At 73.9% G+C, this 23,638-nt stretch carries 20 protein-coding genes; 10 read left to right on the forward strand and 10 right to left on the reverse strand.

Annotated features, from left to right (window positions below; translation table 11 throughout):
• Positions 1–119 precede the first annotated feature (119 nt).
• The 3 genes from ACWGJ5_RS01725 to lanKC form a co-directional block, all read right to left on the reverse strand.
• The gene (locus tag ACWGJ5_RS01725; protein ID WP_453307799.1) at positions 120–1,868 is read right to left on the reverse strand and encodes an ABC transporter ATP-binding protein; all 1,749 of its coding nucleotides are present in this window, start codon (positions 1,866–1,868) and stop codon (positions 120–122) included.
• A 539-nt stretch (positions 1,869–2,407) separates the two neighbouring features.
• Positions 2,408–2,521, reverse strand: coding sequence for a SapB/AmfS family lanthipeptide (locus tag ACWGJ5_RS01730; RefSeq protein ID WP_069776935.1), 114 nt, complete (start codon positions 2,519–2,521; stop codon positions 2,408–2,410).
• A 37-nt stretch (positions 2,522–2,558) separates the two neighbouring features.
• Positions 2,559–5,171 (reverse strand): class III lanthionine synthetase LanKC, encoded by a 2,613-nt coding sequence (gene lanKC / locus ACWGJ5_RS01735; protein ID WP_453307800.1) that lies wholly within the window; start codon positions 5,169–5,171, stop codon positions 2,559–2,561.
• 199 nt (positions 5,172–5,370) lie between these two features.
• Between lanKC and ACWGJ5_RS01740 the strand changes: the two genes are divergently transcribed.
• The 3 genes from ACWGJ5_RS01740 (at position 5,371) to qcrB (ending at position 10,260) form a co-directional block, all read left to right on the forward strand.
• Positions 5,371–7,830, forward strand: coding sequence for a SpoIIE family protein phosphatase (locus tag ACWGJ5_RS01740; RefSeq protein ID WP_453307801.1), 2,460 nt, complete (start codon positions 5,371–5,373; stop codon positions 7,828–7,830).
• 664 nt (positions 7,831–8,494) lie between these two features.
• Positions 8,495–8,770, forward strand: coding sequence for a hypothetical protein (locus tag ACWGJ5_RS01745; RefSeq protein WP_453307802.1), 276 nt, complete (start codon positions 8,495–8,497; stop codon positions 8,768–8,770).
• A complete protein-coding gene (gene qcrB / locus ACWGJ5_RS01750; protein ID WP_453307803.1) occupies positions 8,767–10,260 on the forward strand; it encodes a cytochrome bc1 complex cytochrome b subunit in 1,494 nt (497 codons plus the stop codon). The genes ACWGJ5_RS01745 and qcrB overlap by 4 nt, the downstream gene beginning before the upstream one ends.
• Here qcrB and ctaF read toward each other — a convergent pair.
• Positions 10,196–10,579, reverse strand: coding sequence for an aa3-type cytochrome oxidase subunit IV (gene ctaF, locus ACWGJ5_RS01755; RefSeq protein ID WP_453307804.1), 384 nt, complete (start codon positions 10,577–10,579; stop codon positions 10,196–10,198). The genes qcrB and ctaF overlap by 65 nt on opposite strands.
• Positions 10,576–12,240, reverse strand: a complete 1,665-nt coding sequence (ctaD, locus tag ACWGJ5_RS01760; protein ID WP_453307805.1) for an aa3-type cytochrome oxidase subunit I — start codon at positions 12,238–12,240, stop codon at positions 10,576–10,578. The genes ctaF and ctaD overlap by 4 nt, the downstream gene beginning before the upstream one ends.
• 114 nt (positions 12,241–12,354) lie before the next feature.
• Here ctaD and ACWGJ5_RS01765 point away from each other — a divergent pair, with 114 nt between their 5' ends.
• Both ACWGJ5_RS01765 and ACWGJ5_RS01770 read left to right on the forward strand, forming a co-directional pair.
• Positions 12,355–12,723 carry a DUF6479 family protein gene (locus tag ACWGJ5_RS01765; RefSeq protein WP_453307806.1) on the forward strand — a complete coding sequence of 123 codons (369 nt, stop codon included), beginning with the start codon at positions 12,355–12,357 and terminating at the stop codon, positions 12,721–12,723.
• A gap of 114 nt (positions 12,724–12,837) precedes the next feature.
• A complete protein-coding gene (locus tag ACWGJ5_RS01770; RefSeq protein WP_453307807.1) occupies positions 12,838–13,023 on the forward strand; it encodes a hypothetical protein in 186 nt (61 codons plus the stop codon).
• A 97-nt stretch (positions 13,024–13,120) separates the two neighbouring features.
• Here ACWGJ5_RS01770 and rfbC read toward each other — a convergent pair whose 3' ends face one another.
• The 4 genes from rfbC to ACWGJ5_RS01790 all read right to left on the reverse strand — a co-directional run bounded on the left by rfbC (position 13,121) and on the right by ACWGJ5_RS01790 (position 16,491).
• Entirely contained in the window at positions 13,121–13,729 is a 609-nt protein-coding gene (gene rfbC / locus ACWGJ5_RS01775; RefSeq protein ID WP_453307808.1) for a dTDP-4-dehydrorhamnose 3,5-epimerase, read from the reverse strand.
• Between the two features lie 329 nt (positions 13,730–14,058).
• Complete coding sequence (locus ACWGJ5_RS01780; protein ID WP_453307809.1) at positions 14,059–14,643, reverse strand: hydrolase; 585 nt, start codon at positions 14,641–14,643, stop codon at positions 14,059–14,061.
• Positions 14,644–14,650: 7 nt separating this feature from the next.
• Positions 14,651–16,057: an MFS transporter gene (locus ACWGJ5_RS01785; RefSeq protein WP_453307810.1), complete on the reverse strand. Its 1,407-nt coding sequence runs from the start codon at positions 16,055–16,057 to the stop codon at positions 14,651–14,653.
• Complete coding sequence (locus ACWGJ5_RS01790; RefSeq protein ID WP_453307811.1) at positions 16,054–16,491, reverse strand: MarR family winged helix-turn-helix transcriptional regulator; 438 nt, start codon at positions 16,489–16,491, stop codon at positions 16,054–16,056. Before ACWGJ5_RS01790 ends, ACWGJ5_RS01785 begins: the two co-directional genes overlap by 4 nt.
• Positions 16,492–16,616: 125 nt before the next feature.
• On the opposite strand from ACWGJ5_RS01790, the gene ACWGJ5_RS01795 reads away from it, so the two are divergent.
• From ACWGJ5_RS01795 to ACWGJ5_RS01815, 5 genes are read left to right on the forward strand one after another with little or no spacing between them, the layout of a single operon-like run.
• Positions 16,617–19,652, forward strand: a complete 3,036-nt coding sequence (locus ACWGJ5_RS01795; RefSeq protein WP_453307812.1) for an FAD-binding and (Fe-S)-binding domain-containing protein — start codon at positions 16,617–16,619, stop codon at positions 19,650–19,652.
• Between the two features lie 11 nt (positions 19,653–19,663).
• On the forward strand, positions 19,664–20,773 hold the full coding sequence (locus tag ACWGJ5_RS01800) for an enolase C-terminal domain-like protein (protein WP_453307813.1): 1,110 nt from the start codon (positions 19,664–19,666) through the stop codon (positions 20,771–20,773).
• 41 nt (positions 20,774–20,814) lie between these two features.
• Positions 20,815–21,825 carry an SDR family oxidoreductase gene (locus ACWGJ5_RS01805; RefSeq protein WP_453307814.1) on the forward strand — a complete coding sequence of 337 codons (1,011 nt, stop codon included), beginning with the start codon at positions 20,815–20,817 and terminating at the stop codon, positions 21,823–21,825.
• A gap of 9 nt (positions 21,826–21,834) precedes the next feature.
• The gene (locus ACWGJ5_RS01810) at positions 21,835–22,362 is read left to right on the forward strand and encodes a metallophosphoesterase family protein (RefSeq protein ID WP_453307815.1); all 528 of its coding nucleotides are present in this window, start codon (positions 21,835–21,837) and stop codon (positions 22,360–22,362) included.
• Positions 22,359–23,027: a GNAT family N-acetyltransferase gene (locus ACWGJ5_RS01815; RefSeq protein ID WP_453307816.1), complete on the forward strand. Its 669-nt coding sequence runs from the start codon at positions 22,359–22,361 to the stop codon at positions 23,025–23,027. Before ACWGJ5_RS01810 ends, ACWGJ5_RS01815 begins: the two co-directional genes overlap by 4 nt.
• Here ACWGJ5_RS01815 and ACWGJ5_RS01820 read toward each other — a convergent pair.
• A complete protein-coding gene (locus ACWGJ5_RS01820; RefSeq protein WP_453307817.1) occupies positions 23,008–23,634 on the reverse strand; it encodes an SRPBCC family protein in 627 nt (208 codons plus the stop codon). The two genes, ACWGJ5_RS01815 and ACWGJ5_RS01820, sit on opposite strands and share 20 nt — an antisense overlap.
• Between the last annotated feature and the right edge of the window lie 4 nt (positions 23,635–23,638).

Genomic DNA, 23,638 nt, shown 5'->3' on the forward strand with positions numbered 1-23,638 from the left:
CGACTTCCGGCGGCGGTCCGGCACGGGCCGTCGCTCACTCCGAACGGCCATCGGCCCCGGCTCGGTCCCGGGCACCGTCCAGGTACGGCAAGCCCGGCGGCCCCGCACCGGCACCGCCATCAGCCTCGCGCCCCCGTCCCGGGCTCGCCCCGGATCTCCTCCTCGCCGTCCCCGAACACCGCCCGGTACTCGGCCTCCTGCCACAGCTCCCGGTGTGTCCCGACGGCCCTGACCCGGCCGGCTTCCAGCCAGGCGACGCGGTCCGCGCGGGCCGCCGTCGAGGCACGGTGGGCGATCAGGAGGCGGGTGCGGTCCGGGTCGGGGGCCAGCAGTGTCCGGGTGATGTGGTGTTCGGTGACCGTGTCGAGGCTGGACAGGGCGTCGTCGAGGACGAGCAGGCGGCCGCCGTGGGCGAACGCACGGGCGAGGCCGAGGCGTTGGGACTCGCCGCCCGAGCGGGGCGCGTCGGCGATGCGGGTGGCGTAGCCGTCGGGGAGGCGCCGTACGAAGTCGTCGGCGTGGGCGCGCCGGGCGGCCGAGCGGACGGCGGCCGGGGTGACGGCCGTGAGTCCGAAGGCGACCGTGTCCTCGACGGTGGTGCCCAGCAGGGCGGGGCGCTCGAAGGCGTAGGCGACGGCGCCGCGCAGCTCGCCGTGGGCGAGGTCGGACAGCGGGACGCCGTCGAGGAGGACCTCGCCCGTGTCGGGGTCGGCGAGCCGGCCGGCCACCTCGGCGAGCAGGGACTTGCCGGCGCCGGAGCGGCCGACGACCGCCAGGGTGGTGCCGCCCGGGACGGTCAGGTCGACGCCGTCCAGGACGGTTCGTCCGCCCCGGCGCGCGGTCACCGCCCGCAGCTCCAGCCGCCCGTTGCCCGGCGGGAGGCGGCGGGTGCCGTGTCCGGGGGCGGGCTCGGCGCGCACCTCGGCGAGCCGGCCGGTCGCCGCGCGGGCCCGCGCGAGCGAGGCCAGTTGACCGACCAGGGCGCCGACGCCCGTGGCGAGCACCGCGTACCGGGAGGCGGCCAGCATCTCGCCCACGGACAGACGGTGCCGGGCCAGCAGCAGCCCGGCCACCGCCAGTACGCCCAGGTTCAGCAGCGGGGCCACGGTGACCGCCCGGGCGGCGGCCCGCCCCTGTACCCGCCACATGAGCTGTCCGGCGCGGGACAGTTCGGGCAGGGGCGCCAGGATCCGGGCCGTCTCGCGCGCCTCGGCGCCCGCGGCCCGGATCGTGCGGACACCGCCGACCGCCTCCGCCAGCGCGCCGGCGATCCGGCCCTGCACCCGCTGGTACTCGGCCACGCATGCCGATGTGTCCCGGGCGAAGGCGCGCAGCAGCAGGGCCAGGACCGGCGCCCCGGCGAGGAACACGGCGGCCAGCCAGGGGTCGATGAGGCCGAGCGCCACCACGCCCCCTACGGGCCCGGCGACCGCGGCGAGCAGCGCGGCCAGCGCGCCCGGCGCGGTGCCGGCCTGCGCGGCGTTGCCGACCAGCCGCGCCACCAGATCCCCGGCGCCGAACCGGGCCGTCGCGCGCGGGCCGAGCGCCAGGACGTGCCCGGTGAGCCGGCGGCGCAGCCACGCGGTGGCGTGCGCGTCGGCGGTGCCGGTGAGCACCCCCGCGCAGCCGTCCAGCACGGCGAGCAGCAGGACGACACCGGCACAGCAGCCGAGCCAGCGGGCGGCCGGGGCGTGGGCCAGCAGCAGGTCCAGGGTGTGACCGAGCAGGGCGGGCAGCAGCAGGCCCGCCGCGGTGGCGGTCGTGCTCACGGCACAGAGCACGGCACAGCGGGCGCCGCCCTGCCGCAGCACCGCACGTGACAGCGCACGGCCGGCCGCGGAAGTGGCGCTGCCGGAACGGGAGTTCATGGGCTGAGGCCTCGCTGGGATCGGACGGTACGGGAGGGCTCCCGGACGGACGACCGCCGCCTGGGGGAGGCCTCGGACGGTCTCGGCTCGCGGCGGTTGCCGGTCCCGGCAGGGCGGCTCGCCGACGGCGGCAGCCGGGGTTCTGGACAGTGGCGCGGCGGCGGAGGCTGCCGGCGCTGTCGATGGCGGTTCGCCGGCGGAGGCTGCCGGGGTTGTCGGACGGCTGCCCGCGGGCGGTGGTGTCGGTTCTTCTGGGGGTGGCTCCCTGACGGTGGTCGCCGGGGTTCGGATGGTGCTTCGCGGGCAGGGGTGTCCGGGTTCCGGGTGGCTGCTCGCGGTGGCGGTCGCCGGCGCTTTGGACGGCTGCTCGCCCGTGGGAGCTGCCCAGTGCCTGGGGCGGCGGGTCACTCGCTGTGACTGCCGAGGTTTCTGGTGGTTCCTCTCGCCGGGGCCTCGGCCGTCCCGCCGGCCGGAGAGGCTCCGGACGGCCCCTCCCACGGGGGAGAGAGCCGTCCGGAGCCGCGGACTCACCGGCCCGGTCAGAGGCAGAGGAGAACGCTCGCCGCGGAGACACAGGAGAGCAGGCTCGCGGTGCTCGCGCCGTTGTGGGTGTACTCGTCGGACTCGAGGGTCTGAAGGTCGAGAAGTGCCATGGCATTGTCCTTTCCTCGTTGGGGACGGGGTTGTGCGTCACGGCTCCGTCGGTGCGGAGCCGCGTGTGCGGGCCGCCGGTGGCGGCGGAAGGAAGGGCAGGTGCGCGGTGCGGGCGTCGTCGCGGGCCGCGGCAAGCGCGAGCAGGCAGCCTGCCGTACCGGTGGCGAGGTCCATGGAGAGTCGCATCATCTGGTGCCCGGGGAAGGCCAGTTGGCCCTGGTAGTCCATCGCGAACCAGCCCAGCCCCGCGATCTGCTGCTCCAGCCGGTCACGGCCGGCGCCGGGCCCGGTGCTGCGGGCGAGGTGCAGGATCATTCCGGCGCGGCCCTGGAAGAGGCCGGGCTGGGCGTAGAAGCGGGAGGTGGCGGCGGTGAGGATGCCGGACCGGGCGCGCTCGAACTCCGCGTTGTCCGCGTGGGCCAGGAAGTCGTCGAGGACCAGGCCGATGCCCGCGCTGCCGTCGCCGAGGTAGGGCAGCGTCCGCCAGCCCTCGTCCACCTCCAGGCCGCCGCCCGCCTCCTGGGTCACACAGCAGTCCAGGTCGCGGCGGAGCGCCTCGCCCGCCGCGCCCAGGCAACCCTCCTCGCCGGTCTCCTCGTACCGCCTGAGCAGGAACAGCGCGGGTCCGCTCGCGCCGCGCAACAGCCCGGCGCGCCGGCGCGGGCCGTCCGGGACCGGTTCGGCGAGTCGTCGTACGAGGATGTCGGCGGCCTCTGCGGCGTGTTGCCGCAGGGCCGGCTCGCCCGTCGTGTCCGCGAGGCGGCCGAGGACCAGGCCGAGCCCGGCGAGTCCGCCGTGCAGGTCGGAGGCGAGGCTGCGCCAGTTCTCCCGCAGGATGCCGTCCAGCAGGTCCAACGCCCGCTGCCGGTGGCCGAGTCGGTCGAGGACGAGGGCGACGCCCGCGAGGCCGTCGTACAGGCCGAGCGGGGTGCCGGGCGGCGGCGGGGCCGTGTGGTCCAGCAGCCAGCGCTCGCCCTCGTCGTACCGGCCGGCCCCGGATGCCTGCAGCGCGTACAGCACCCCGGCCGCGCCGTGCGCGAGGCCGAGGCCGCCGCCGTCTGCGAACTGGGCGATGTCACCGGGGAAGAGCCGGTCGTCGCGTTCCGGGGTGGCGGAGGCGAGGATCGCCTTCACCATCGAGTCCCGGCTGTAGGGCCAGTCGCCGGGCACCACCGGCGGGGCGGGCCGGGTGCGCCGTCCGCCCGCCGGATCCCGGGTGATCTCCGCGACCGCCTCGTCCAGGAAGACGCGCGGCACGTTGGGGAACTGCTCGGCGATCACCTCCGCGAGATGCGCCGCCTTGCCGCGGTCCACCACGAACAGCGTGGTCACCGGCAGGAACAGGGCGAGCCGCAGACAGGCCAGTGCATAGCGGTCGACGTCCGTGCCGCGGCGGTCCGGCGGGGCGAAGAAGCCGGGGTGGGCGACGGTCTGCCGGGCGTTCTCCTCGGCGGGGGCGGCGGCCTCGAAGTCGATGAGATACACCGACCGTTCGTCCTCGGACACCATGATGTTGAAGACGTGCAGGTCGTTGAAGACCAGCCCGCGCGCGTGCACGGCCGCCACCGCCCGCTCCACCGCCGCGTTGATCCGCAGCGCCCACGCCGTGTACGCGGCGATCGCGGCCGGGTCGGGGTCGGGAGTGAGCAGCGGATGCCGCTCGGCGAAGAAGGAGTTGAGCGGGCGGCCCGCCAGGTGGTCCATGACGAGGAACCGGTGCTCGCCGAGCGTGAACCAGTCCCGCACCTCGGGCACCACACCGGTCCCGGCGACCCGTTCCAGCGCCGCCCTCTCCCGCTCCAGCCGGGCCACCGCGTCCGCTCCGTCGGCGGCGAGCCCCGCGTGCGGCCGGGCCTCCTTCAGCACCACCCTGCGCCCGTCCCGTGTGTCGGTGCCTGCGTACACCCCGCCGCCGTTGGAGAAGTGCAGCGCCTTCTCGATGCGGTACGGCAACTCGCCGACCGTGGTGGTGTTGCGGGCGTCGAGATGCGGCCGCAGGAACTCCGGCAGGCCCACCCACTCGGGCACCTGGAAGGACGGCGCCCGCCGGTCCGGCACGAGACGGCCGGCGCCGTCGGCCACCGCCGGGACCAGCGAGCCGCGCTCGTCGACGACGTAGCGGCGGGCGAACGCGCCGTAGCGGACGTAGAGCGGACCGTCGTACCAGCGCAGGTCGGTGAGGATGTACGGCCCCTCGAAACCCTCCAGCAGCGCGCCCAGTTCCCGCAGACTCCGGTGCAGCTGCTCCTCGTCCGCGGGATACACGGTGACGAACTTGCCGCTGGTGTCGCGGCCCGCGTACTTGGCGTTGCGCAGGTGCAGCAGGTGCGGACCCGGCACGAACTTGAACGGGATGCGGCGCGGCACGCAGTAGTCCCACACGATCTCCGCGATCCGTTCCGCGTTCGCGGCCGTCGCCGAGGAATGGATCTTCCAGCCCTGCGCCGGCGACGGCAGCGGCGCGCCGTCCGCGCCGACCGGGGTCAGCGTCAGCCAGTCGCCGGAGCGTGCCGCGTGCCAGCCCTCCGGGACGGTGCGACGCGCCGTCGCGAACAGCGGCGCCGGTTCACCGGCCGCCCCCGCGAGCCGGTCGGGCGTGTCGTAGAAGTGTCCGTCGGCGAGCGCGTACACCTCGTACCGCTTGTCCATGCGCCTCCCGTCCCTCGTCCTGTGGCCGCCAGACGACACTCGCAGGAGCCGGACGGTCGCGGACAGTCACAGCTGTCACGAGGTCACCGTGCGGAACGCACGGGTCAAGATGTGTTCGGCGAACTTTCGAGCGAACCGGGCACCGCCATCGCGCGCCGACTCTCCACAGGGGCTGCGCGGGAGCCTCACACGCGCTGTAATGGCGAACGTGGTGAGGAGCGAGGGCGCTGCGGTCAGCAGAACGAGAACGGAGCGTGCCGAAGCCGCCCTGGACACGCTCACCGCGACGCCCGCCACGCCCGACCGCCTCCGCCGGGTCCTCGAACAGGCGCTGGTGTTCGCCGCGGCCGCCTTCGCCGGGGTCTACACGCCCGGTGACGACCCGGCCCAGCTGCGCCTCGCCGAGTCGGCGGGCCTGCCGCGCACCCTGTACGGGCTCCGCGACGGCTATCCGGCCGCCGGCGGTTCCCCGGTCGCCGAGGCCCATCGCAGCGGAAACCCGCTCTGGCTCGGGCCCGAGCAGCTCGCCGGCTGGTCCGAGGCGCGGCGCACCCCCTCCCCGGACTTCTCCATGGCCGTCCTGCCGCTCGGCCCGGCGGGCGGCGGCTGTCTGCTGGCGATCAGCGAGCATCCCGGCGGCTTCGGCACCGACGACCGTGCCTGCCTGGAGCTGGTCGCCCGCGCCATCGCCGTACCGCGTCCGCACGCGCCCCCCGGTGACGGCGGCGAGCTTGCGGCGGACGCCTTCAGCCTGGCCATGGACAGCGGCCGGGTCGAGGTCGGCGACGAGATCCTGCAGCTGTTCGGACTCGCCCGGGACGCCTTCGACGGCCGGGTCGAGACCCTGCTGGCGCTCACCGTGCCCGAGGACCTGCCCGCGCTGATGTCCGTGGTCGAGGCCGACCACATGTCCATCGGCGACCGCGAGCTGGAGTTCCGCATCCTGCAGCCCTCCGGCCCGCCCAAGTGGCTGCGGCTGCGCGGCCGGCTGCTGCCCGGCGACGAGGGCCGCTCCGCCCGGCTCGTCGGCACCGTCGCCGACGCCTCCACCCTGCGCTCCGACGTCACCGACGTGGCCCGGGTGCAGCGCCTGGCCGCCTCCCTCGCCACCGCCACCACCGTCAAGGACGTCGGCGAGGCCGTCGTCGCCGCCCTGCGCGGGCCGCTGCGGGCCGACCGGATCGCGCTCGCCGAACTGGAGAACGACCGGCTCGTCGTCACCGTCCTGGACCCGCCCGAACCCGAGGCCTGGCCCGAGGTGTGGCGCAGCGAATGGCGCACCGAGTGGCCCGACGCACCGGTGCGCGCCATGCCCACCCTGGCCGCCGCGCTGCGCGAGGGCCGCTCCCGGATCTGGCCCGCCGGCAGTCCGCTCGAACCCGCCCTCGCCGAGGTCGGCCCCGGGGGCCTCGCGGTACTGCCCCTGCCCGCCGGCGGCCGCATGGCCGGTGCCTGCCTGATCGGCTGGGACCGGCCGCACCGCTTCAGCCCCGACGAACGGGCCCTGCTCACCGCCTGCGCGGGCCTCGCCGGGCAGGCCCTGCTGCGCGCCCACGCCTTCGACGCCGAGCACGAACTCGTCGGCATGCTCCAGCGCACCCTGTTGCCGCGCAGGCTGCCCCGGCTGCCCGGCGCGGTCGCCGTCGCCCGGTACCTGCCCACCACCGCCGGACTGGAGGTCGGCGGCGACTGGTACGACGTGATCCCGCTGGCGGACAACCACGTCGCCCTCGTCATCGGGGACGTCCAGGGCCACAACGCGGGCGCCGCCACCCTGATGGGCCAGATGCGCACGGCGCTGCGTGCCTACGCCGCCGAGGGACACACGCCCGACGTGGTCGTCGCGCACGCCAACCGACTCCTCCTGGACATGGAGACCGACCTCTTCGCCACCTGTGCCTACGTCGACGTCGACATGGAGGAGGGCACCGGGTGGTGCGTGCGCGCCGGTCACCTCCAGCCCGTGCTGCGCCACCCGGACGGCACCGCCGAGATCCTCCGGGCCGAGGGCGGGCCCCCGCTCGGCGTGCTCGGCCAGGCCGACTTCCCGATGACCCCGCTGCGGCTGCAGCCCGGCACGGTGATCGCGCTGACCACCGACGGCCTGGTGGAGTCGCCGGGCGCCGACATCGACGCCGGCATGGACCGGCTCGCCGTCCAGCTGGCCGCAGCCGACCCCACCCACCTCGGCCTGGTCGCCGACGCCCTGCTCACCGGCGCCCACCGCGGCGACGACGTCGCCCTGCTGCTGATGCGCTACGACGGCATGGCCGTACGCCCGCTGCGGGAGAGCTGGACGGTGTGGCGGGTGCCGGAGGCGGTCCGGCACGCCCGCCGTTTCACCCGGCGCACCCTGCGGGTGTGGGGCGTCTCGCAGGACACCCTGGACGCGGCCCTGCTGGTGGTCTCCGAACTCGTCACCAACGCGCTCGTGCACACCGACGGCCAGGTCCGTCTCGACCTCAGCCTGGTCAACCACCGCCTGCGACTCGCCGTTGCCGACGCCTCCCCGCGCAGCCCCGTCAAGCCCACCAGCATCGGCTGGGAGGCCACCGGCGGTCGCGGCATCCTCCTGGTGGAGGCGGTGTCGGTGGCCTGGGGTACGGTCCCGGTCAGCGGCGGCAAACAGGTGTGGGCGGACCTCGTCCCCGGCGGCTGACGGCCTGGACCGGCCCGGCTTGCGGCGCCTGATGACGCCAGGACCGGCTCCCACCCGCGGCCCCTGATGACGCCAGGACCGGCTCCCACCCGCGGCGCCTGACGGCCGGGAGCGGCCCGGTGTGCGGCGCCCGATGGTGTCGGACCGGCTCCCACCCGCGGCGCCTGACGGCCGGGAGCGGCCCGGTGTGCGGCGCCCGATGGTGTCGGACCGGCTCCCGCGTGCGGCGCCTGACGGTTTGCGCCGGCCGTGCCCAAGGCGCCTGACGTCCTGGGCTGCCCGCGTCTGCGGTGGCCGACGGCCGTGACCGGCCGCGTCGCGGGGGCTGACCGCCAGGACCGATCAGCCCCCGCCCGCGCCGCCCGACGACCACAGCTGGCCCCGCCTGCAGCAGCTGACGCACCTCCGCCGCACCGCCCCCGGTCAGTGCCGGACCCGCGGCTCGCCGCCCCCGTCGGTGCCGTACCGCGGCTCACCGCCCGTCAGTGCCGTACCCGCGGCCGGCAGCCCCCGTCAGCACCGCACCCCTGGCTCAGTGCCTCGTCGGTGCCGCACCCTCAGCTCACCGGCGTGCCCGCGTCTGACGGCCACACGGGTGCGTTTCGTGCCGGTCGGTGAGGCTTGGGGAGGCGCATCGGGGGAGGGGTGCCTAGGGTCGATTGGTGTGGCACACACCTTCGACGAACTCGTGCAGAAGCAGCGCGCGGCCGACGCGGCCCACGCCACGGTCGAGGAACTGCGGGACGCCTACGGCCCGCCGGCCGAGCGGCGGATGACCGGCGCCCAGTCGGGCACGTACGAAACCGCCCTGCGTGCCTGGCGTGACCTGGCCCGGGACCTCCAGACCGCGCTGAGCGAGTTCGCGAGGGAGACGGGCCGGCCGCGGCCCGACGTGGAGGCCGAGGTGGCCCGTGCGGCGGCGGAGTCCGAGGACGCATGAGCCGTGCCGGCCGCCGCGCCGAGCGGCTCGTCGACGCAGCGGACTCCCGGCTGCCCGTCCTGGAGGGCGGCCCGCTGCTGCGCAAGGCGTTCCCCGACCACTGGTCGTTCCTGCTCGGTGAACTCGCCCTGTACAGCCTGCTGGTGCTGATCGTGACCGGGGTCTGGCTCACCCTGTTCTTCCAGCCGGAGATGCGCGAGGTCGTCTACGCGGGCTCCTTTGTGCCGCTGCAGGGAGTGCGCATGTCCGCCGCCTTCGACTCCACCCTGTACATCAGCTTCGACGTGCGCGGCGGACTGCTGATGAGGCAGACCCACCACTGGGCCGCGCTGGTCTTCGTCGCCGCGATCGGCGCGCACCTGCTGCGGATCTTCTTCACCGGCGCCTTCCGCCGACCGCGCGAGCTGAACTGGACGATCGGGGTGACCCTGTTCGCGGTCTCCCTCGCCGAGGGCTTCGCCGGCTACTCGCTCCCCGACGACCTGCTCTCCGGCACCGGACTGCGCATCGCGCAGGGCATCATGCTCTCGATCCCCGTCGTGGGAACGTACGTGGCGTTCTTCGTCTTCGGCGGACAGTACCCGGGCCACGACATCATCACCCGCCTGTATCCGCTGCACATCCTGCTGCTGCCGGGCCTGCTCGTCGCCCTGGTCGCCGCGCACCTGATCCTCGTCGTCCACCTCAAGCACACGCAGTGGCGCGGACCGGGCCGCACCCAGGGCAACGCCGTCGGCAAGCCGTTCTTCCCGCAGTTCACCGGCTCCTCCGGCGGCCTGGCCGTCATCGTCGCCGGCGTCCTGGTGCTGCTGGCGGGCATCGCCCAGATCAACCCGGTCTGGAACTACGGCCCCTACCGCCCCGACCAGGTCTCCACCGCCTCCCAGCCCGACTGGTACGTCGGCTTCCTGGAGGGTGCGCTGCGGCTGGTCCCGGCGTGGGAGACCGACTTCGCCGGGCACACCCTCATGTGGAACGTCCTCCTCCCGGCGGTCGTCCTGCCCGGCCTGCTGTTCGCCGTGCTGTACGCCTATCCGTTCGTCGAGCAGCGGCTGACAGGGGAGTGGTGGGCCGAGCGGCACCTGTGCGACCGGCCCCGCGAGCGGCCGGTGCGCACCGGCCTCGGCGTGGCGGGCACGGTCTGGTACGGCGTGCTGCTGCTGGCCGGCGGCAACGACGTCATCGCCCAGACCTTCCACGTCTCCGTCAACGCCATCACCTGGGTGCTGCGCGTCGCCTTCGTCGTGGCCCCGGTCCTCGCCTTCCTGGTCGCCCGGTGGCTGTGCCGGGCGCTGACGGCAGCCGAGAACGAGCGGCTGGCCGAGGGCGTGCCCACGGGCGAGATCCGGCAGAGTGTCACCGGCGGTTACGAGACCGATCACGAGCCCGCGGAGACGTTCCGGCCCGGCGCCCCGCGCAGACCGCTCACCGGTGCGCGTACTGGAACACCATCCCGAACACCCCGCGCGCCAGAACGCCCAGGCCGATGAGGAACAGCCACAGTCCGTAGACCACGCCGGTCGCCGTCAGCGCGAAGCCCAGCGCGGTGACGATCGGCCACAGGGACTCGTCGGGGAAGAAGGCCACCGGCCCGGTCGCGTCCGCCACTTCCGCCTCGGTGCGGTCCTGGGCCCGCGTCCCCCGGCGCCGGTACTGGATCAGGCAGAAGAACGCGACCAGTCCCGCCATCGCGCACGCGACGACCAGCGCGACCGTGCCCGTCTCGTCCTGCGACCAGATCCCGTACAGCGCCGCGGACCCGCCGAAGAACGCCGCGACCCCGCCGAACAGCATCGCCTCCGCCTTCACCGGGCCGGCTCCTCTCCGGCCGGGCTCTCGATCTCCGGGTGGTGCAGGTCGAAGGCCGGGGACTCGGAGCGGATCCGGGGCAGCGCCACGAAGTTGTGCCGGGGCGGCGGGCAGGATGTCGCCCACTCCAGGCCGCGCCCCCATCCCCACGGGTCGTCCACGGTCACCTTCCGGCCCTTGGTGGCGGTGCGCCACACGTTGTAGAGGAACGGCAGGGTGGAGACGCCCAGCAGGAACGCGCCCGCCGACGACAGGGTGTTGAGCAGTGTGAAGCCGTCCTCGGGCAGATAGTCCGCGTACCGGCGGGGCATGCCGGCCTCGCCGAGCCAGTGCTGCACCAGGAAGGTGAGCTGGAACGCCGGGAACAGCAGCCAGAAGTGCACCTTGCCCAGCCGCTCGTCCAGCATCCTGCCCGTGAACTTCGGCCACCAGAAGTAGAAGCCGGCGAACATCGCGAACACCACCGTGCCGAACAGCACATAGTGCAGATGCGCCACGATGAAGTAGCTGTCGGTCAGATGGAAGTCGAGCGGCGGGGAGGCGATCAGCACCCCGCTCAGCCCGCCGAGCAGGAACGACACCAGAAAGCCCATCGACCACAGCATCGGGGTCTCGAACGACAGCGAGCCGTGCGTCATCGTGCCGATCCACGCGAAGAACTTGATGCCCGTGGGCACCGCGATCAGGAACGACATGATGGAGAAGAACGGCAGCAGCACCGCGCCGGTGGCGAACATGTGGTGCGCCCACACCACCGCCGACAGCATGGTGATCGCGATCGTGGCCCCGATCATCGGCAGATAGCCGAACAGCGGCTTGCGGGAGAACACCGGGATGATCTCCGAGACGATCCCGAAGAACGGCAGCGCCACGATGTAGACCTCCGGATGCCCGAAGAACCAGAACAGGTGCTGCCACAACAGCGCGCCCCCGTCGGCCGCGTCGAAGACCTGCGCCCCGAACTTGCGGTCCGCCTCCAGCGCCAGCAACGCCGCCGTGAGCACCGGGAACGCCGGCAGGATCAGGATCGAGGTGAACAGCACGTTCCAGGTGAAGATCGGCATCCGGAACATCGTCATGCCCGGCGCCCGCAGGGACAGGATCGTGGCGATGAAGTTCACCGCGGTCAGCGTCGTCGACACACCCGAGACCACCAGGCCCATCGCCCACAGGTCGCCGCCCGCGCCCGGGGAGAAGTAGGCGCTGTTCAGCGGTGCGTAGGCGAACCAGCCGAACGCCGCCGCCCCGCCGGGCACCAGAAAGCCGGAGACCACCATCAGGCCGCCGAACAGGAACATCCAGTACGACAGCGCGTTCAGCCGCGGGAAGGCCAGGTCCGGCGAGCCGATCTGCAGCGGCATGATGGCGTTGGCGAACCCGGCGAACATCGGGGTCGCGAACAGCAGCATCATGATCGTGCCGTGGACCGTGAAGAACTGGTTGTAGCCGTGCTCGCTCAGGAACTGCAGACCCGGCCGGGCGAGTTCCGCGCGCATTCCGAGGGCGAGCAGCCCCGCGAGCAGGAAGAAGCAGAACGCCGTGACCATGTAGAGCCGGCCGATCACCTTGTGGTCGGCGGTGGAGACCCAGCGCAGCAGGGCCCGGCCGGGACGCGGGGCGGGCGCCGTGTACCGCGCGACGACCTCGTGAGTGTCCGACATTTCCGGTAGTTCTGTCATCCCGGATGACGCTACTCCGCGTGACCTTCGGCCTCCCGTGCGCCACGCCCTCACGGCCGGGGTCGTATCCGCCGCTCGGCCGGGTACCCGACGGCCATGAACTCCGCCATGCACACAGCCGCCACGGGCCCCCAGGTGTTCGGGTACGTGCTCATCCTGCTCGCCGGGGTCGTCTGCGTCGCGGGACTGCTCTGGGCCTTCCGGCTCGGCTTCGAGGTGCGCCGGCGCGAACCGGCTCCGCCGCGACCCGACGAGCAGCCCCGCCTGCCACCGACCGGACCCGTCCACGAGACCCGCGAGATGCGCGAACCCGACGAGGTGCCCCGGGCCGCTGACGACAGCGAGCGGCTCACCCCCTACCAGGTCGGCAACATCCGCAGCCGGCGCGCCGCTGACCAGCGGCGCCCGCGCTGGTCGCCCGGTTCCAGCGGATCGTTCGGCGGCGGGGGCGGCGGCCGGACCTGAGCGGGCGCGGCGTTTACGGGAGTGGGGGCACGGGGACCCGGTGACGCACAGATCGCACACGGCCCACACGGGGCCGACCGACCGGTCCCGGCCGGCGCACGACGCAGAAGGAAGATGGACGACGTGATCGCGCATCCCACTGAGAAACCGTCCGTGCCCTACGCCGAGACCGGCTGGGCGAAGGCTCGCAGGCGGCGGAACCGGGGAGTGCGGACCTGTCTCCCGGCCGTCGTGGACCGTGGCTCCGCGCGACGGCTGGGCACCGGCTCGGAGGAGAACATCGTGCGGGGCGAGGACTGAGCAACTACGCCGCCCCATCGTGGGGTTCGAGGTCCCGGACCCGCAGCAGGGCCCGGTGGGTCACTCGCCGCCGCGCGGCCCACTGGCCCGCACGCCGTCAGCCGCTGAACTCCCCTGAGCGCAGCCGCTGGTAGTGGGCTGAGCAGTCCGCGTACGTGGGCAGCAGCCCGGACCGCTCCGCCTCGGCCAGCGAGGGCGCCTCGGCGTCCTTGGGCGACAGCACCGGCTCGATGCCCTGCGGCCAGGCGATGCCCAGCGCCGGGTCGAGCGGGTGCAGGCCGTGCTCGCGCTTCGGGGCGTACCCGGCCGAGCACAGGTACACCACCGTGGCGTCGTCGGTGAGCGCCATGAAGGCGTGCCCGAGGCCCTCGGCGAGGAACACCGCCCGCCGGGTGTCCTCGTCCAGTCGTACGGCCTCCCACTGCGCGTAGGTCGGGGAGCCGATGCGGATGTCCACGACCACGTCGAGGACGGCTCCGCGCGCACAGGTGACGTACTTGGCCTGGCCGGGCGGCACGTCGGCGAAGTGGATGCCGCGCAGCACGCCCCGCCGGGACACCGAGCAGTTGGCCTGGGCGAGGCCGAGGTCGTAGCCGGTGGCCTCACGGAACTCCGTTCCCCGGTACCACTCGTGGAAGCTGCCCCGGTCGTCCGGGAACGCCTGGGGTTCCAGCACCCAGGCGTCACCTATCCCCAGTTGCCGCACGCCGTCATGCCTTCCGTGTCGTCGTGGTCGTCGTCGTGGTCGTCCGCGTTCCCCGTACGCCACCGGGCAGGCGCCGTGCCCTGCGCAGCAGCCGGCGCAGCATACCGGGTGGTGCCGGGGCAGTTTCAGGGTTCGTCCGCGGGAAGGACGAAGTCCGTGCGCCACAGGGCGTTCCGCAGCTCGCGCAGCAGCGAGGCGAAGCAGTCCCAAGCGCCTTTGTCCGCCTGCCGTTGCCCTGTGGCACGGGTGGGCGTGGCCGAATGCCGACCCGGTCCCTCGCGCGGGCGTGCGGGCACCCCGCTCCCGCCGCGAGGGGCCGGGCCGGGCGGTCAGGCGTGGGTCTTGGCGAGCAGTTCCAGGATCTCGGCGGTCGTGCCGCTCTCGCCGAGCCGCGGGAAGATCCGCTCGACGCTGTTCGCGTGCGCCTCGGGGACGGAGTCGGACATCGCGTCGGTGGCCAGGGTGACGTGGTAGCCGTGGGCGTAGGCGTCGCGGGCGGTGGACTCCACGCCGATGCTGGTGGCGATGCCGGTCAGCACGATCTGGGTGATGCCGCGGCGGCGCAGCTGGACGTCCAGGTCGGTGCCGTGGAAGGCGCTCCAGTTGTGCTTGGTGACGCGGAGGTCGCCGGGGTGGCCGGACAGCTCGTCGACGAGGACGTCCCAGCCCTCAGGGAAGGCGAGCCCGCGCGCCTGGTGCTCGGTGCGGCCGGGCACGGCGTCGGCCCAGTCGGGTGCGAAGGAGACCCGGACCAGGACCACGGGCAGTCCCTGCGCGCGGAACGCGTCGGCGAGCTCGGCCGTGCGGGAGACGACGTCCGAGGCCGCGTGCGGCTGGACCGGCATGCCCACGATGCCGTTCTGCAGGTCGATCGCGACGAGGGCGGTACGGGGGTCGAGCGTGGTGAGCGACATGAGTCGGTCAGGCCTTTCCGGTGGTTCGGGGGGTGGAGGTGCCCGGCCGGCCGAGGGAGCGGTCCGGCAGGGTCGTCGCCAGCAGCAGTGCGGAGCCGGCGAGCATGAACAGGGCCAGGCCGTGCAGCCCGGCCGTGTCGGCGCGGTGCGGGTAGAACGCCGCGGTGGCGGCGGACGCGCCCAGCGCGCCGAGGTACATGAAGGTCCGCAGCAGCCCGGCAGCGGAGGCGATCCGCTCCGGATCGGCCTGCCGGTACAGGGCGTTCTGCGCGGCCAGGCCGATCAGGCCCTGCGGGATGCCGAGCAGCGCGCCGACCGCGAGCAGCAGCCACAGCGCGCTGTCGGCGCGCACGAGCAGCAGCAGGGCGCAGCCCGCGACCTGGAGCGCGGAGCCGACGAGCAGCTTGGCTCGCACCGCCTCCCGGCGGCCGGTGAGCGTGGACACGATCAGCGCGGACACCGGCAGCGGCAGCAGGACGAGCCCGGCGGTGGAGGCGCCGAGCCCGCGCCCCTGTTCCAGCCACTGGGTGTAGCCGTACATGAAGGCGTAGGAGGTGGTGTAGGCGAGCAGTTGGCGCAGGTAGGTGGCGAGCAGCGGGCCGTTGCCGCCGAGGACGCGCAGGTCGATGAACGGGTCCGGCACCCGCAGCTCGCGCACCGCGAATCCGGCGGCGGCGACGGCCGACAGCACCGGCAGATACCAGCGGCCGGTGCGCGGCTCCATCAGGAACAGCATGAGCGCGACCAGCAGCAGCGCGAACAACGCCATGCCGGGCACGTCGACGGCCCGCCGCCGGGTATCGGACCGGGGCAGTCGCAGTGTGCCGAGCACCAGGCAGACCGCCGAGAGCGGCACGTTGACGGTGAACACGGCGCGCCAGCCGCCCAGGCCGATCAGCAGGCCGCCGAGCGCGGGCCCGACGACGGCCACCGTCTGGTTGGCGACGGCCAGCGCGGCCAGCACCCCCGCGGGGCTGTCCTGTCCGGTGCGTTCGGCCTCGCGGCGGGTCAGCCGCATGGCCGCCGGGTACGCCGCCGAGGTCCCGAAGCCCAGGAGAACCCGCGCCGCGATCAACGCGCCCAGCGTCGGCGCGAGCGCGCCGAGCAGACCGGCGACGCCGACCAGGGCCGTACCGGCGAGGTAGAGCCGGCGCGGACCGTACATGTCGACGAGGCGGCCGATGACGGGCTGTCCGACGGCCGTGGCCAGATAGAGCGCCGAGACCAGCCAGGCGGTCTCGGCGGGCGGGGCCCCGAAGGCGACGCCGATCGGCACCAGGGCCACGGCGATCATCGAGGAGTTGACCGGGTTGAGGACCGAGCCGAACAGCATCGGCGGGATCAGCCGGCGGTCGAACCCGGCGGGGGCGGGCCGGACGGCCCTGTCGGTGCGTGCGGTGAGCCTCGGTGTCACGGCCGGGACAGCCGTTCCATCAGCTCCAGTGCCGCAAGGACGGTCTGCCGTTCCTCCTCCGTGTAGCGGTCCTGGAAGGCGCGCGCCAGCCACTCCTCGCGGACCTGGCGGTTGCCCTCGATGCGGGCCCGCCCGGCGTCGGTCAGGGTGACCAGCTGGCGGCGGCCGTCCTCGGGGTCGGGGGCACGCCGGATCAGACCGTGCTGGTCCAGCGCGGCCAGTGTGGTCGCCATCGACTGCGGCCGTACGCCCTCGGCGGCGGCGAGCGCGCTGGCCGTGGCGGCGCCGTGCTTGCCGACCAGGGTGAGCGCCGACTCCTGGGACGGGCTGAGGTCGGTGTCCTGCGCGACCTCGCGGATACGGCGCCGCAACCGGCTGAACACCACGCGCAGATCGCGCGCGGCGTGGGCGGCGGAGTCGGAGATGTCAGCCATGCCGCCCACCCTAGGACCGACAGCCGAAACTGTCCAGCCTGGGCTGTTCAGTTTTGCCTGACTGCTTGCCGGGTACTCGCCCGTCCTCGGACAGGGCAGCACGACGGTGAACGCAAGGAGCACAGATGACCCCACCGGACACGTCCGGCCTGGAGGCGGCTCTTCACGCCGAGGTGGACGGCGAGGTCCGCTTCGACGCCGGCAGCCGCGGTGCCTACGCCACGGACGGCTCCAACTACCGGCAGCTCCCCCTGGGCCTCGTCGTCCCCCGCACCGTCGAGGCGGGCGCCCGGGCGCTGTCGGTGTGCGCACGCTTCGACGCCCCCGTCCTCTCAAGGGGCGGCGGCACCAGTCTGGCCGGTCAGTCGACCAACACCGCCGTGGTGATCGACTGGAGCAAGTACTGCACCCGGCTGATCTCCGTGGACCCCGAGCGGCGCACCTGCGTGGTGGAGCCCGGGATCGTCCTCGACGAACTCAACGGCCAACTCGCCTCGCACAAGCTGCAGTTCGGGCCCAAACCCGCCACCCACACCCACTGTGCGCTCGGCGGCATGATCGGCAACAACTCCTGCGGCGCCTCCGCGCAGGCCTACGGCAAGACCGTCGACAACGTCCGGCGCCTGGAGATCCTCACCTACGACGGACAGCGCGCCTGGACCGGCCCCACCCCGCCCGAGGAACGGGCCCGGATCGTCAGCGGCGGCGGCCGGCTCGCCGAGCTCTACGGCGGCCTCGACCGCATCGCCGGCGAGTACCTCGCCGACATCCGCCGCGGCTACCCGAAGATCCCGCGCCGGGTGTCCGGCTACAACCTCGACTCGCTGCTGCCCGAGAACGGTTTCGACGTGGCCAAGGCGCTCGTCGGCAGCGAGGGCACCCTGGTCACCGTCCTGCGCGCCGAACTCGACCTCGTCCCGGTGCCGCCGTACCAGTCGCTGCTGGTCCTCGGCTACGACGACATCTGTTCCGCCGCCGACGACGTGCCGCACCTGCTCGCGCACTGCTCGCCCTCCCAACTGGAGGCGCTGGACGACCGCATGGCGCAGCTGATGCGCGAGGAGGGTGCCTACCTCGACTCGCTCGACGCCCTCCCCGAGGGCGCCAGCTGGCTGATGGTGCAGTACAGCGGCGACAGCCAGGAGGACGTGGACGAGCAGGCCCACGCCCTGCTCCGGGCCATCGGCCGCGACGAGAAGGAGAGCAGCGTCGCCTTCTCCGACGACCCCCGGCGCGAGGAGAAGATGCTCAAGGCCCGCGAGGCCGGACTCGGCGTCACCGCCCGGCCGCCGGACGACCGGGAGACCTGGGAGGGCTGGGAGGACTCCGCCGTACCGCCCGAGCGGCTCGGCGACTATCTGCGCGACCTGAAGGGGCTGTTCGAGGAGTTCGGATACGACCACCCGTCCCTGTACGGCCACTTCGGGCAGGGCTGCGTCCACACCCGCATCCCCTTCGGCCTCCGGACCGCCGACGGCGTGGCGCGCTTCCGCCGTTTCGTGGAACGCGCCGCCGACCTCGTCGCCTCCTACGGCGGCTCCCTGTCCGGCGAGCACGGCGACGGCCAGTCCCGCGGCGAACTGCTCACCCGCATGTTCGGCGAGCGGCTCGTGACCGCCTTCGGCGAGCTGAAGGCCCTCTTCGACCCCCGCGACCGGATGAACCCCGGCAAGGTCGTCCGCCCCAACCCCGTCGACGGGCAACTGCGCCTCGGCCCCGGCTGGCGCCCCGCGACCCCCTCGACCCACTTCGGCTTCCCCGAGGACGAGCACTCCTTCAACCGCGCGGTGATGCGCTGCGTCGGCATCGGCAACTGCCGCAGCCACTCCGGCGGCGTGATGTGCCCCTCCTACCGGGCCACCATGGAGGAGGAGCACTCCACCCGCGGCCGGGCCCGGCTGCTGTTCGAGATGCTCGGCGGACACGCCGACTCCGCGATCGAGGACGGCTGGCGCTCCACCGCCGTACGCGACGCGCTCGACCTGTGCCTGGCCTGCAAGGGCTGCAGGTCCGACTGCCCGACCGGCGTCGACATGGCCACCCTCAAGGCCGAGTTCCTCGCCCACCACTACGAGGGCCGCATGCGTCCCGCCGCCCACTACTCCATGGGCTGGCTCCCGCTCTGGGCCCGGCTCTCCCGCATCGCCCCTTCCCTGGTCAACTCCGCACTGCACGCGCCCGGCCTCGCCCGCGCGGGCAAGCGGCTGGCCGGCGTCGACGGCGCCCGCCCGGCACCGGTGTTCGCCGAGGAGTCCTTCGTCCAGTGGTGGCGGGCCCGAGGACGGGAACAGCCGGACCCGGCCGACCCGCGCACCGTCGTTCTGTGGCCCGACACCTTCAGCACCTACTTCCACCCCGCGATCGCGAAGTCGGCCGTACGGGTCCTCGAGGACGCGGGCTTCCGGGTCGCCGTCCCCACCGAGCCGGTGTGCTGCGGCCTGACCTGGATCTCCACCGGCCAACTCGCCGTCGCCAAGAAGGTGTTGAGCCACACCCTCGCGGTGCTGCGCCCCTACCTGGAGGCGGGCACCCCGGTCATCGGCCTCGAACCCTCGTGCACGGCCGTCTTCCGTGCCGACGCCCCCGAGCTGATGCCCGCCGACCAGGACGTGCGGCGACTGGCCGGACAGGTCCGCACCTTCGCCGAACAACTCGTCCACCACGGCCCCGAGGCCTGGCGGCCACCGCAGCTCGCCCGGGAGGCCACCGTGCAGACCCACTGCCACCAGCACGCCGTCATGAAGTTCGACGCCGACCGCGAACTGATGCGCCGTGCCCACCTGGACGCCGACGTCCTCGACGAGGGCTGCTGCGGACTCGCCGGCAACTTCGGCTTCGAACGCGGCCACCACGGGGTCTCCATGGCCGTCGCCGAACTGGGCGTGCTGCCGTCCGTGCGCGCCGCCGCACCGGACAGCCTGGTCCTCGCCGACGGCTTCAGCTGCCGCACCCAGATCGAGGACGGCGGCACCGGCCGCCGCGCCCTGCACCTCGCTGAGGCCCTGGCGCTCGCTCTCGACGGCAACCTGCCCGGCGACCACCCGGAACGCCTGGCCGACCGCCCACCCGAACCTTCGCGCACGGCCCGCTGGGCGACGACGGCGACCCTCGCCGCACTCGCCACGGGCGGCGCCGTGCTCGGGGCGCGGCGGCGGGCGTGAGGAGGCGAAACGTGAGCGACCGGCCGACCGTCGACGACGTCGACACCGCCGTCTACACCGTGCCCACCGACGCCCCCGAGGCGGACGGCACCCTCGCCTGGGACAGGACCACCCTCGTCCTGGTCACCGTCCGCTCCGGCACCACCACCGGCCTCGGCCACACCTACGCCCCCGCCGCCGGTGCCCACGTCGTCCGCGAACTCCTCGCCGGCACCGTCACCGGCCTGCCGGCCCTCGACGTGCCGCGCGCCAACGAGCGCATGTGCCGGGCGGTGCGCAACGCCGGACTGCCCGGCGTGGCCGCCCAGGCGGTCGCCGCCGTCGACATCGCCCTGTGGGACCTCAAGGCCCGCCTGCTGGACCTCCCCCTCGTCGCCCTGCTCGGCGCCGCCCGCGACGACGTGCCCGTCTACGGCAGCGGCGGCTTCACCACCTACGGCGCCGAGCGCCAGGACCGCCAACTGCGCGGCTGGACCGAGGAGGAGGGCATCCCCCGCGTCAAGATCAAGATCGGCGAGTCGTGGGGCAGCCGCGAGGCCCGTGACCTCGAACGGGTCGCCCGCGCACGGGCGAGCGTCGGCGACACGGCCGAGCTGTACGTCGACGCCAACGGCGGGTACACCGGCGGACAGGCCGGACGCATCGGCGCGGCGCTCGCGGACCGGGGCGTCACCTGGTTCGAGGAACCGGTCTCCTCCGACCACCTGACCCTGCTCGCGGACCTCCGCGGCCGCCTCCCGATGGACGTCACCGCCGGCGAGTACGGCTACACCCTGCCCTACTTCGAGCACATGCTGGCCGCCGGGGCCGTCGACTGCCTCCAGTCGGACGTCACCCGGTGCGGCGGCATCACCGTCTGGCTGCGCGTCGCCGCGCTCGCCCACGCACGCGGGATCGACGTCTCCGGCCACTGCGCACCGCACGCCCACGCGCACGCCGCCGCTGCCGTGCCCAATCTGCGCCACCTCGAGTGGTTCCACGACCACGTCCGCATCGAGCGGCTCCTCTTCGACGGCACCCTCGACCCCGCCGGCGGCAGCATCACGCCGGGCGCCGACGGGGCACCCGGACTGGGGCTGACCCTCGTGGAGGAACGTGCCGCGCCGTACCGCGTGGAGTGAGGCCACCGTGTGAAACCACCGTGCGAGAAAGGGAGATGACCATGCCTTCGACCGTCGTCATCACCGGCGCCAGCGCCGGGATCGGGCGCGCCACCGCCCGACTGTACGGCCGGCGCGGCGCGAACGTCGTCCTGGTCGCGCGCGGCGAGGGCGGCCTGCAGGCGGCGGCGGACGAGGTCGCGGCCCTCGGCGGACGCCCCCTCGTCCGAGCGGCAGACATGACGGACCAGACCCAGGTGGAGGCCGTCGCCGACACCGCGGAGAAGGAGTTCGGCCCGCTCGACGTATGGATCAACTGCGCCTTCGCGACCGTGTTCGCGCCGTTCGACGAGATCACCTCCGAGGAGTTCCGGCGGGTCACCGACGTCACCTACCTCGGCTTCGTCAACGGCACCCGCGCGGCCCTGCGGCGCATGCTGCCCCGCGACCGGGGCACGATCGTGCAGGTCGGCTCGGCTCTCGGGGAGCGGTCGATCCCGCTGCAGTCCGCGTACTGCGGTGCCAAGCACGCCATCAACGGCTTCACCTCCTCGCTGCGCACCGAACTGCTGCACCGCGGCAGCCACGTCCGCGTCACCGTCGTCCAGCTGCCCGCGGTCAACACCCCCCAGTTCGACTGGGTCCGCTCCCGTCTCTCTCGGCACCCCATGCCGGTGCCGCCGATCTACCAGCCCGAGGTCGCCGCCCGGGGCGTGCTGTACGCGGCCGACCACCCGCGCCGCAAGCAGTACTACGTCGGCGCCGGCACCGTGGCCACCATCTGGGCCAACCGGCTCGCCCCGGCCCTGCTCGACCGCTACCTCGCCCGCACCGGCTACGACTCCCAGCAGACCGACCGCATCCCGCCCGCCGGCCTGGACAACCTCTTCGCACCCGTGGACCGGGACCCCGCCGAGGACCAGGGTGCCCACGGCGCCTTCGACGACAGCGCCCACCCCCGCTCCTGGCAGCAGACCCTCGCCCGGCACCCCGCCGCCACGGCCCTCGGCACCGGCGCCGCGGCACTGGGCGCCGTACGCGGGCTGCGCCGTCTGATCTCCCGAGCCGCCTAGGCTGACCGCGTGCGCCTCCTGCTCATGTCCGACACCCATCTGCCCAAGCGCGCCAAACGGCTCCCCGAGCCGCTGCTGGCCGAACTCCCGTGCGCGGACGTCGTGTTCCACGCCGGGGACTGGGTCGACACCGCCACCCTGGACCTGCTGGAGAGCCGCAGCGGCCGGCTCGTCGGGGTCTACGGCAACAACGACGGCCCCCGGCTGCGGGCCCGGCTCCCCGAGGTGGCGTACGCCGAACTGGACGGCCTGCGCTTCGGCGTCGTCCACGAGACCGGCCCCGCCCAGGGCCGCGAGGCCCGCTGCGCCGCCCGCTTCCCCGACCTCGACGTCCTGGTCTTCGGCCACAGCCACGTCCCCTGGGACACCACCGCCGCGACCGGCCTGCGCCTGCTCAACCCCGGCTCACCGACCGACCGCCGCCGCCAGCCCCACTGCACGTACATGACCGCCACCCTCGCCGACGGCACGCTCACCGACGTGACCCTGCACCGTCTGCCACAGCGTCGGGGAGCGTCTGCCATCATCCCTGGATGATCGACAGCTCCGGCACACCCGCCGTCGTACCGGCAGGCCGCATGGCCGGGCAGACGCAGCCCGTCCTGCCACTGACAACCGGTGGCCTCGAACTGCGGCCCTGGAGCGCCGGCGACGCCGGCACGCTGCTCGCCGCCGGGCAGGATCCGGCCATCCGGCAGTGGAACCTGTTCACCGTCGGCGGCCTCGACGAGGCCCGGCAGCGGATCGCGCGCATGCACGAGCGGTGGCGGGCGGAGACCGGCGCCGTGTGGGCCGTGGCCCGGCCCGGCGGCCCGGCCGTCGGGCTCATCGGGCTGAACGACGTCGACCTCGCGGGCGGCACTGCCGAACTCGTCTACTGGCTGCTGCCCGAGGCCCGAGGCGGCGGGGTCGCCGTGGCGGCGGTGCGGCGGCTGGGCCGGTGGGCCCTGGACGACCTCGGCCTGCACCGGCTGCGGCTGTGCCACGCCACGGCCAACCCGGCGTCGTGCCGGGTGGCTATGAGGGCCGGGTACGCGCTGGAGGGCACCCAGCGCAGCGCTCTGCTGCACGCCGACGGATGGCACGACCAGCATCTGCACGCGCGCGTCCAGGGTGACGTCCGAACCGCCGGATGCGCAGCCGTAAATCGGCACAGCCCCGAGCCTCTCGGGGAGTTGCCCCTCACCGGCGCCGGGCAGTGAGCCTCCTTCGCCCGCGTCGCAGCAGCCTTGCCGCCGCCCATGCCAGTACGGCCACCGCGGCCACCATCGCCGCTCGCTCGGCCACCGGCAGGCCGGCCGTGCGCAGGAGGTCGAGCGGCTCCGGCTCGTCCCACGGCTGCGGTGGCTCCTCGGTGGCCGGCGTCGGCTCTGACAGGCGGTCCGCCAGGCAGGACGCGAACTGGCCCACCAGGCGGTCGCCGACCTCCGCCAGCACGCCCCGGCCGAACTGCGCGGGGCGGCCGGTCACCGTGAGGTCGGTCCGCACCGACACCGCCGTGCCGCCGTCGCGTTCGGTCAGGGTGCCGGTGACCGTCGCCCTGGCCGTACCCTGCCCCCGGGTCTCCCGGCCGCTCGCCGTGAGCACCATCCGGTGCGCCGACCCGTCCTGCTCCTCGAAGACCGCCGTGCCCCGATAGGTCACGGTGACCGGGCCGACCCTGACCTTCACCGAGCCGGTCACGGTCTTGCCGTCGTAGTCCTCCACCACCGCGCCCGGCAGACAGGGCGCGACCCGTTCGATGTCGAGGAGTACGTGCCAGGCGTCGTCCACCGGGACGGGGACGGTGAACTCGTGGTGCAGTTCCATGACA

It is taken from the genome of Streptomyces sp. NPDC054783, assembly GCF_053611725.1.

Bases quoted from the DNA above. Each gene is read 5' to 3' on its own strand.
- ACWGJ5_RS01725 (WP_453307799.1), bottom strand. From the start codon at position 1,868: ATGAACTCCCGTTCCGGCAGCGCCACTTCCGCGGCCGGCCGTGCGCTG.
- ACWGJ5_RS01730 (WP_069776935.1), bottom strand. From the start codon at position 2,521: ATGGCACTTCTCGACCTTCAGACCCTCGAGTCCGACGAGTACACCCAC.
- lanKC (WP_453307800.1), bottom strand. From the start codon at position 5,171: ATGGACAAGCGGTACGAGGTGTACGCGCTCGCCGACGGACACTTCTAC.
- ACWGJ5_RS01740 (WP_453307801.1), top strand. From the start codon at position 5,371: ATGGCGAACGTGGTGAGGAGCGAGGGCGCTGCGGTCAGCAGAACGAGA.
- qcrB (WP_453307803.1), top strand. From the start codon at position 8,767: ATGAGCCGTGCCGGCCGCCGCGCCGAGCGGCTCGTCGACGCAGCGGAC.
- ctaD (WP_453307805.1), bottom strand. From the start codon at position 12,240: ATGTCGGACACTCACGAGGTCGTCGCGCGGTACACGGCGCCCGCCCCG.
- ACWGJ5_RS01765 (WP_453307806.1), top strand. From the start codon at position 12,355: ATGAACTCCGCCATGCACACAGCCGCCACGGGCCCCCAGGTGTTCGGG.
- ACWGJ5_RS01770 (WP_453307807.1), top strand. From the start codon at position 12,838: ATGGACGACGTGATCGCGCATCCCACTGAGAAACCGTCCGTGCCCTAC.
- ACWGJ5_RS01780 (WP_453307809.1), bottom strand. From the start codon at position 14,643: ATGTCGCTCACCACGCTCGACCCCCGTACCGCCCTCGTCGCGATCGAC.
- ACWGJ5_RS01790 (WP_453307811.1), bottom strand. From the start codon at position 16,491: ATGGCTGACATCTCCGACTCCGCCGCCCACGCCGCGCGCGATCTGCGC.
- ACWGJ5_RS01795 (WP_453307812.1), top strand. From the start codon at position 16,617: ATGACCCCACCGGACACGTCCGGCCTGGAGGCGGCTCTTCACGCCGAG.
- ACWGJ5_RS01805 (WP_453307814.1), top strand. From the start codon at position 20,815: ATGCCTTCGACCGTCGTCATCACCGGCGCCAGCGCCGGGATCGGGCGC.
- ACWGJ5_RS01815 (WP_453307816.1), top strand. From the start codon at position 22,359: ATGATCGACAGCTCCGGCACACCCGCCGTCGTACCGGCAGGCCGCATG.
- ACWGJ5_RS01820 (WP_453307817.1), bottom strand. From the start codon at position 23,634: ATGGAACTGCACCACGAGTTCACCGTCCCCGTCCCGGTGGACGACGCC.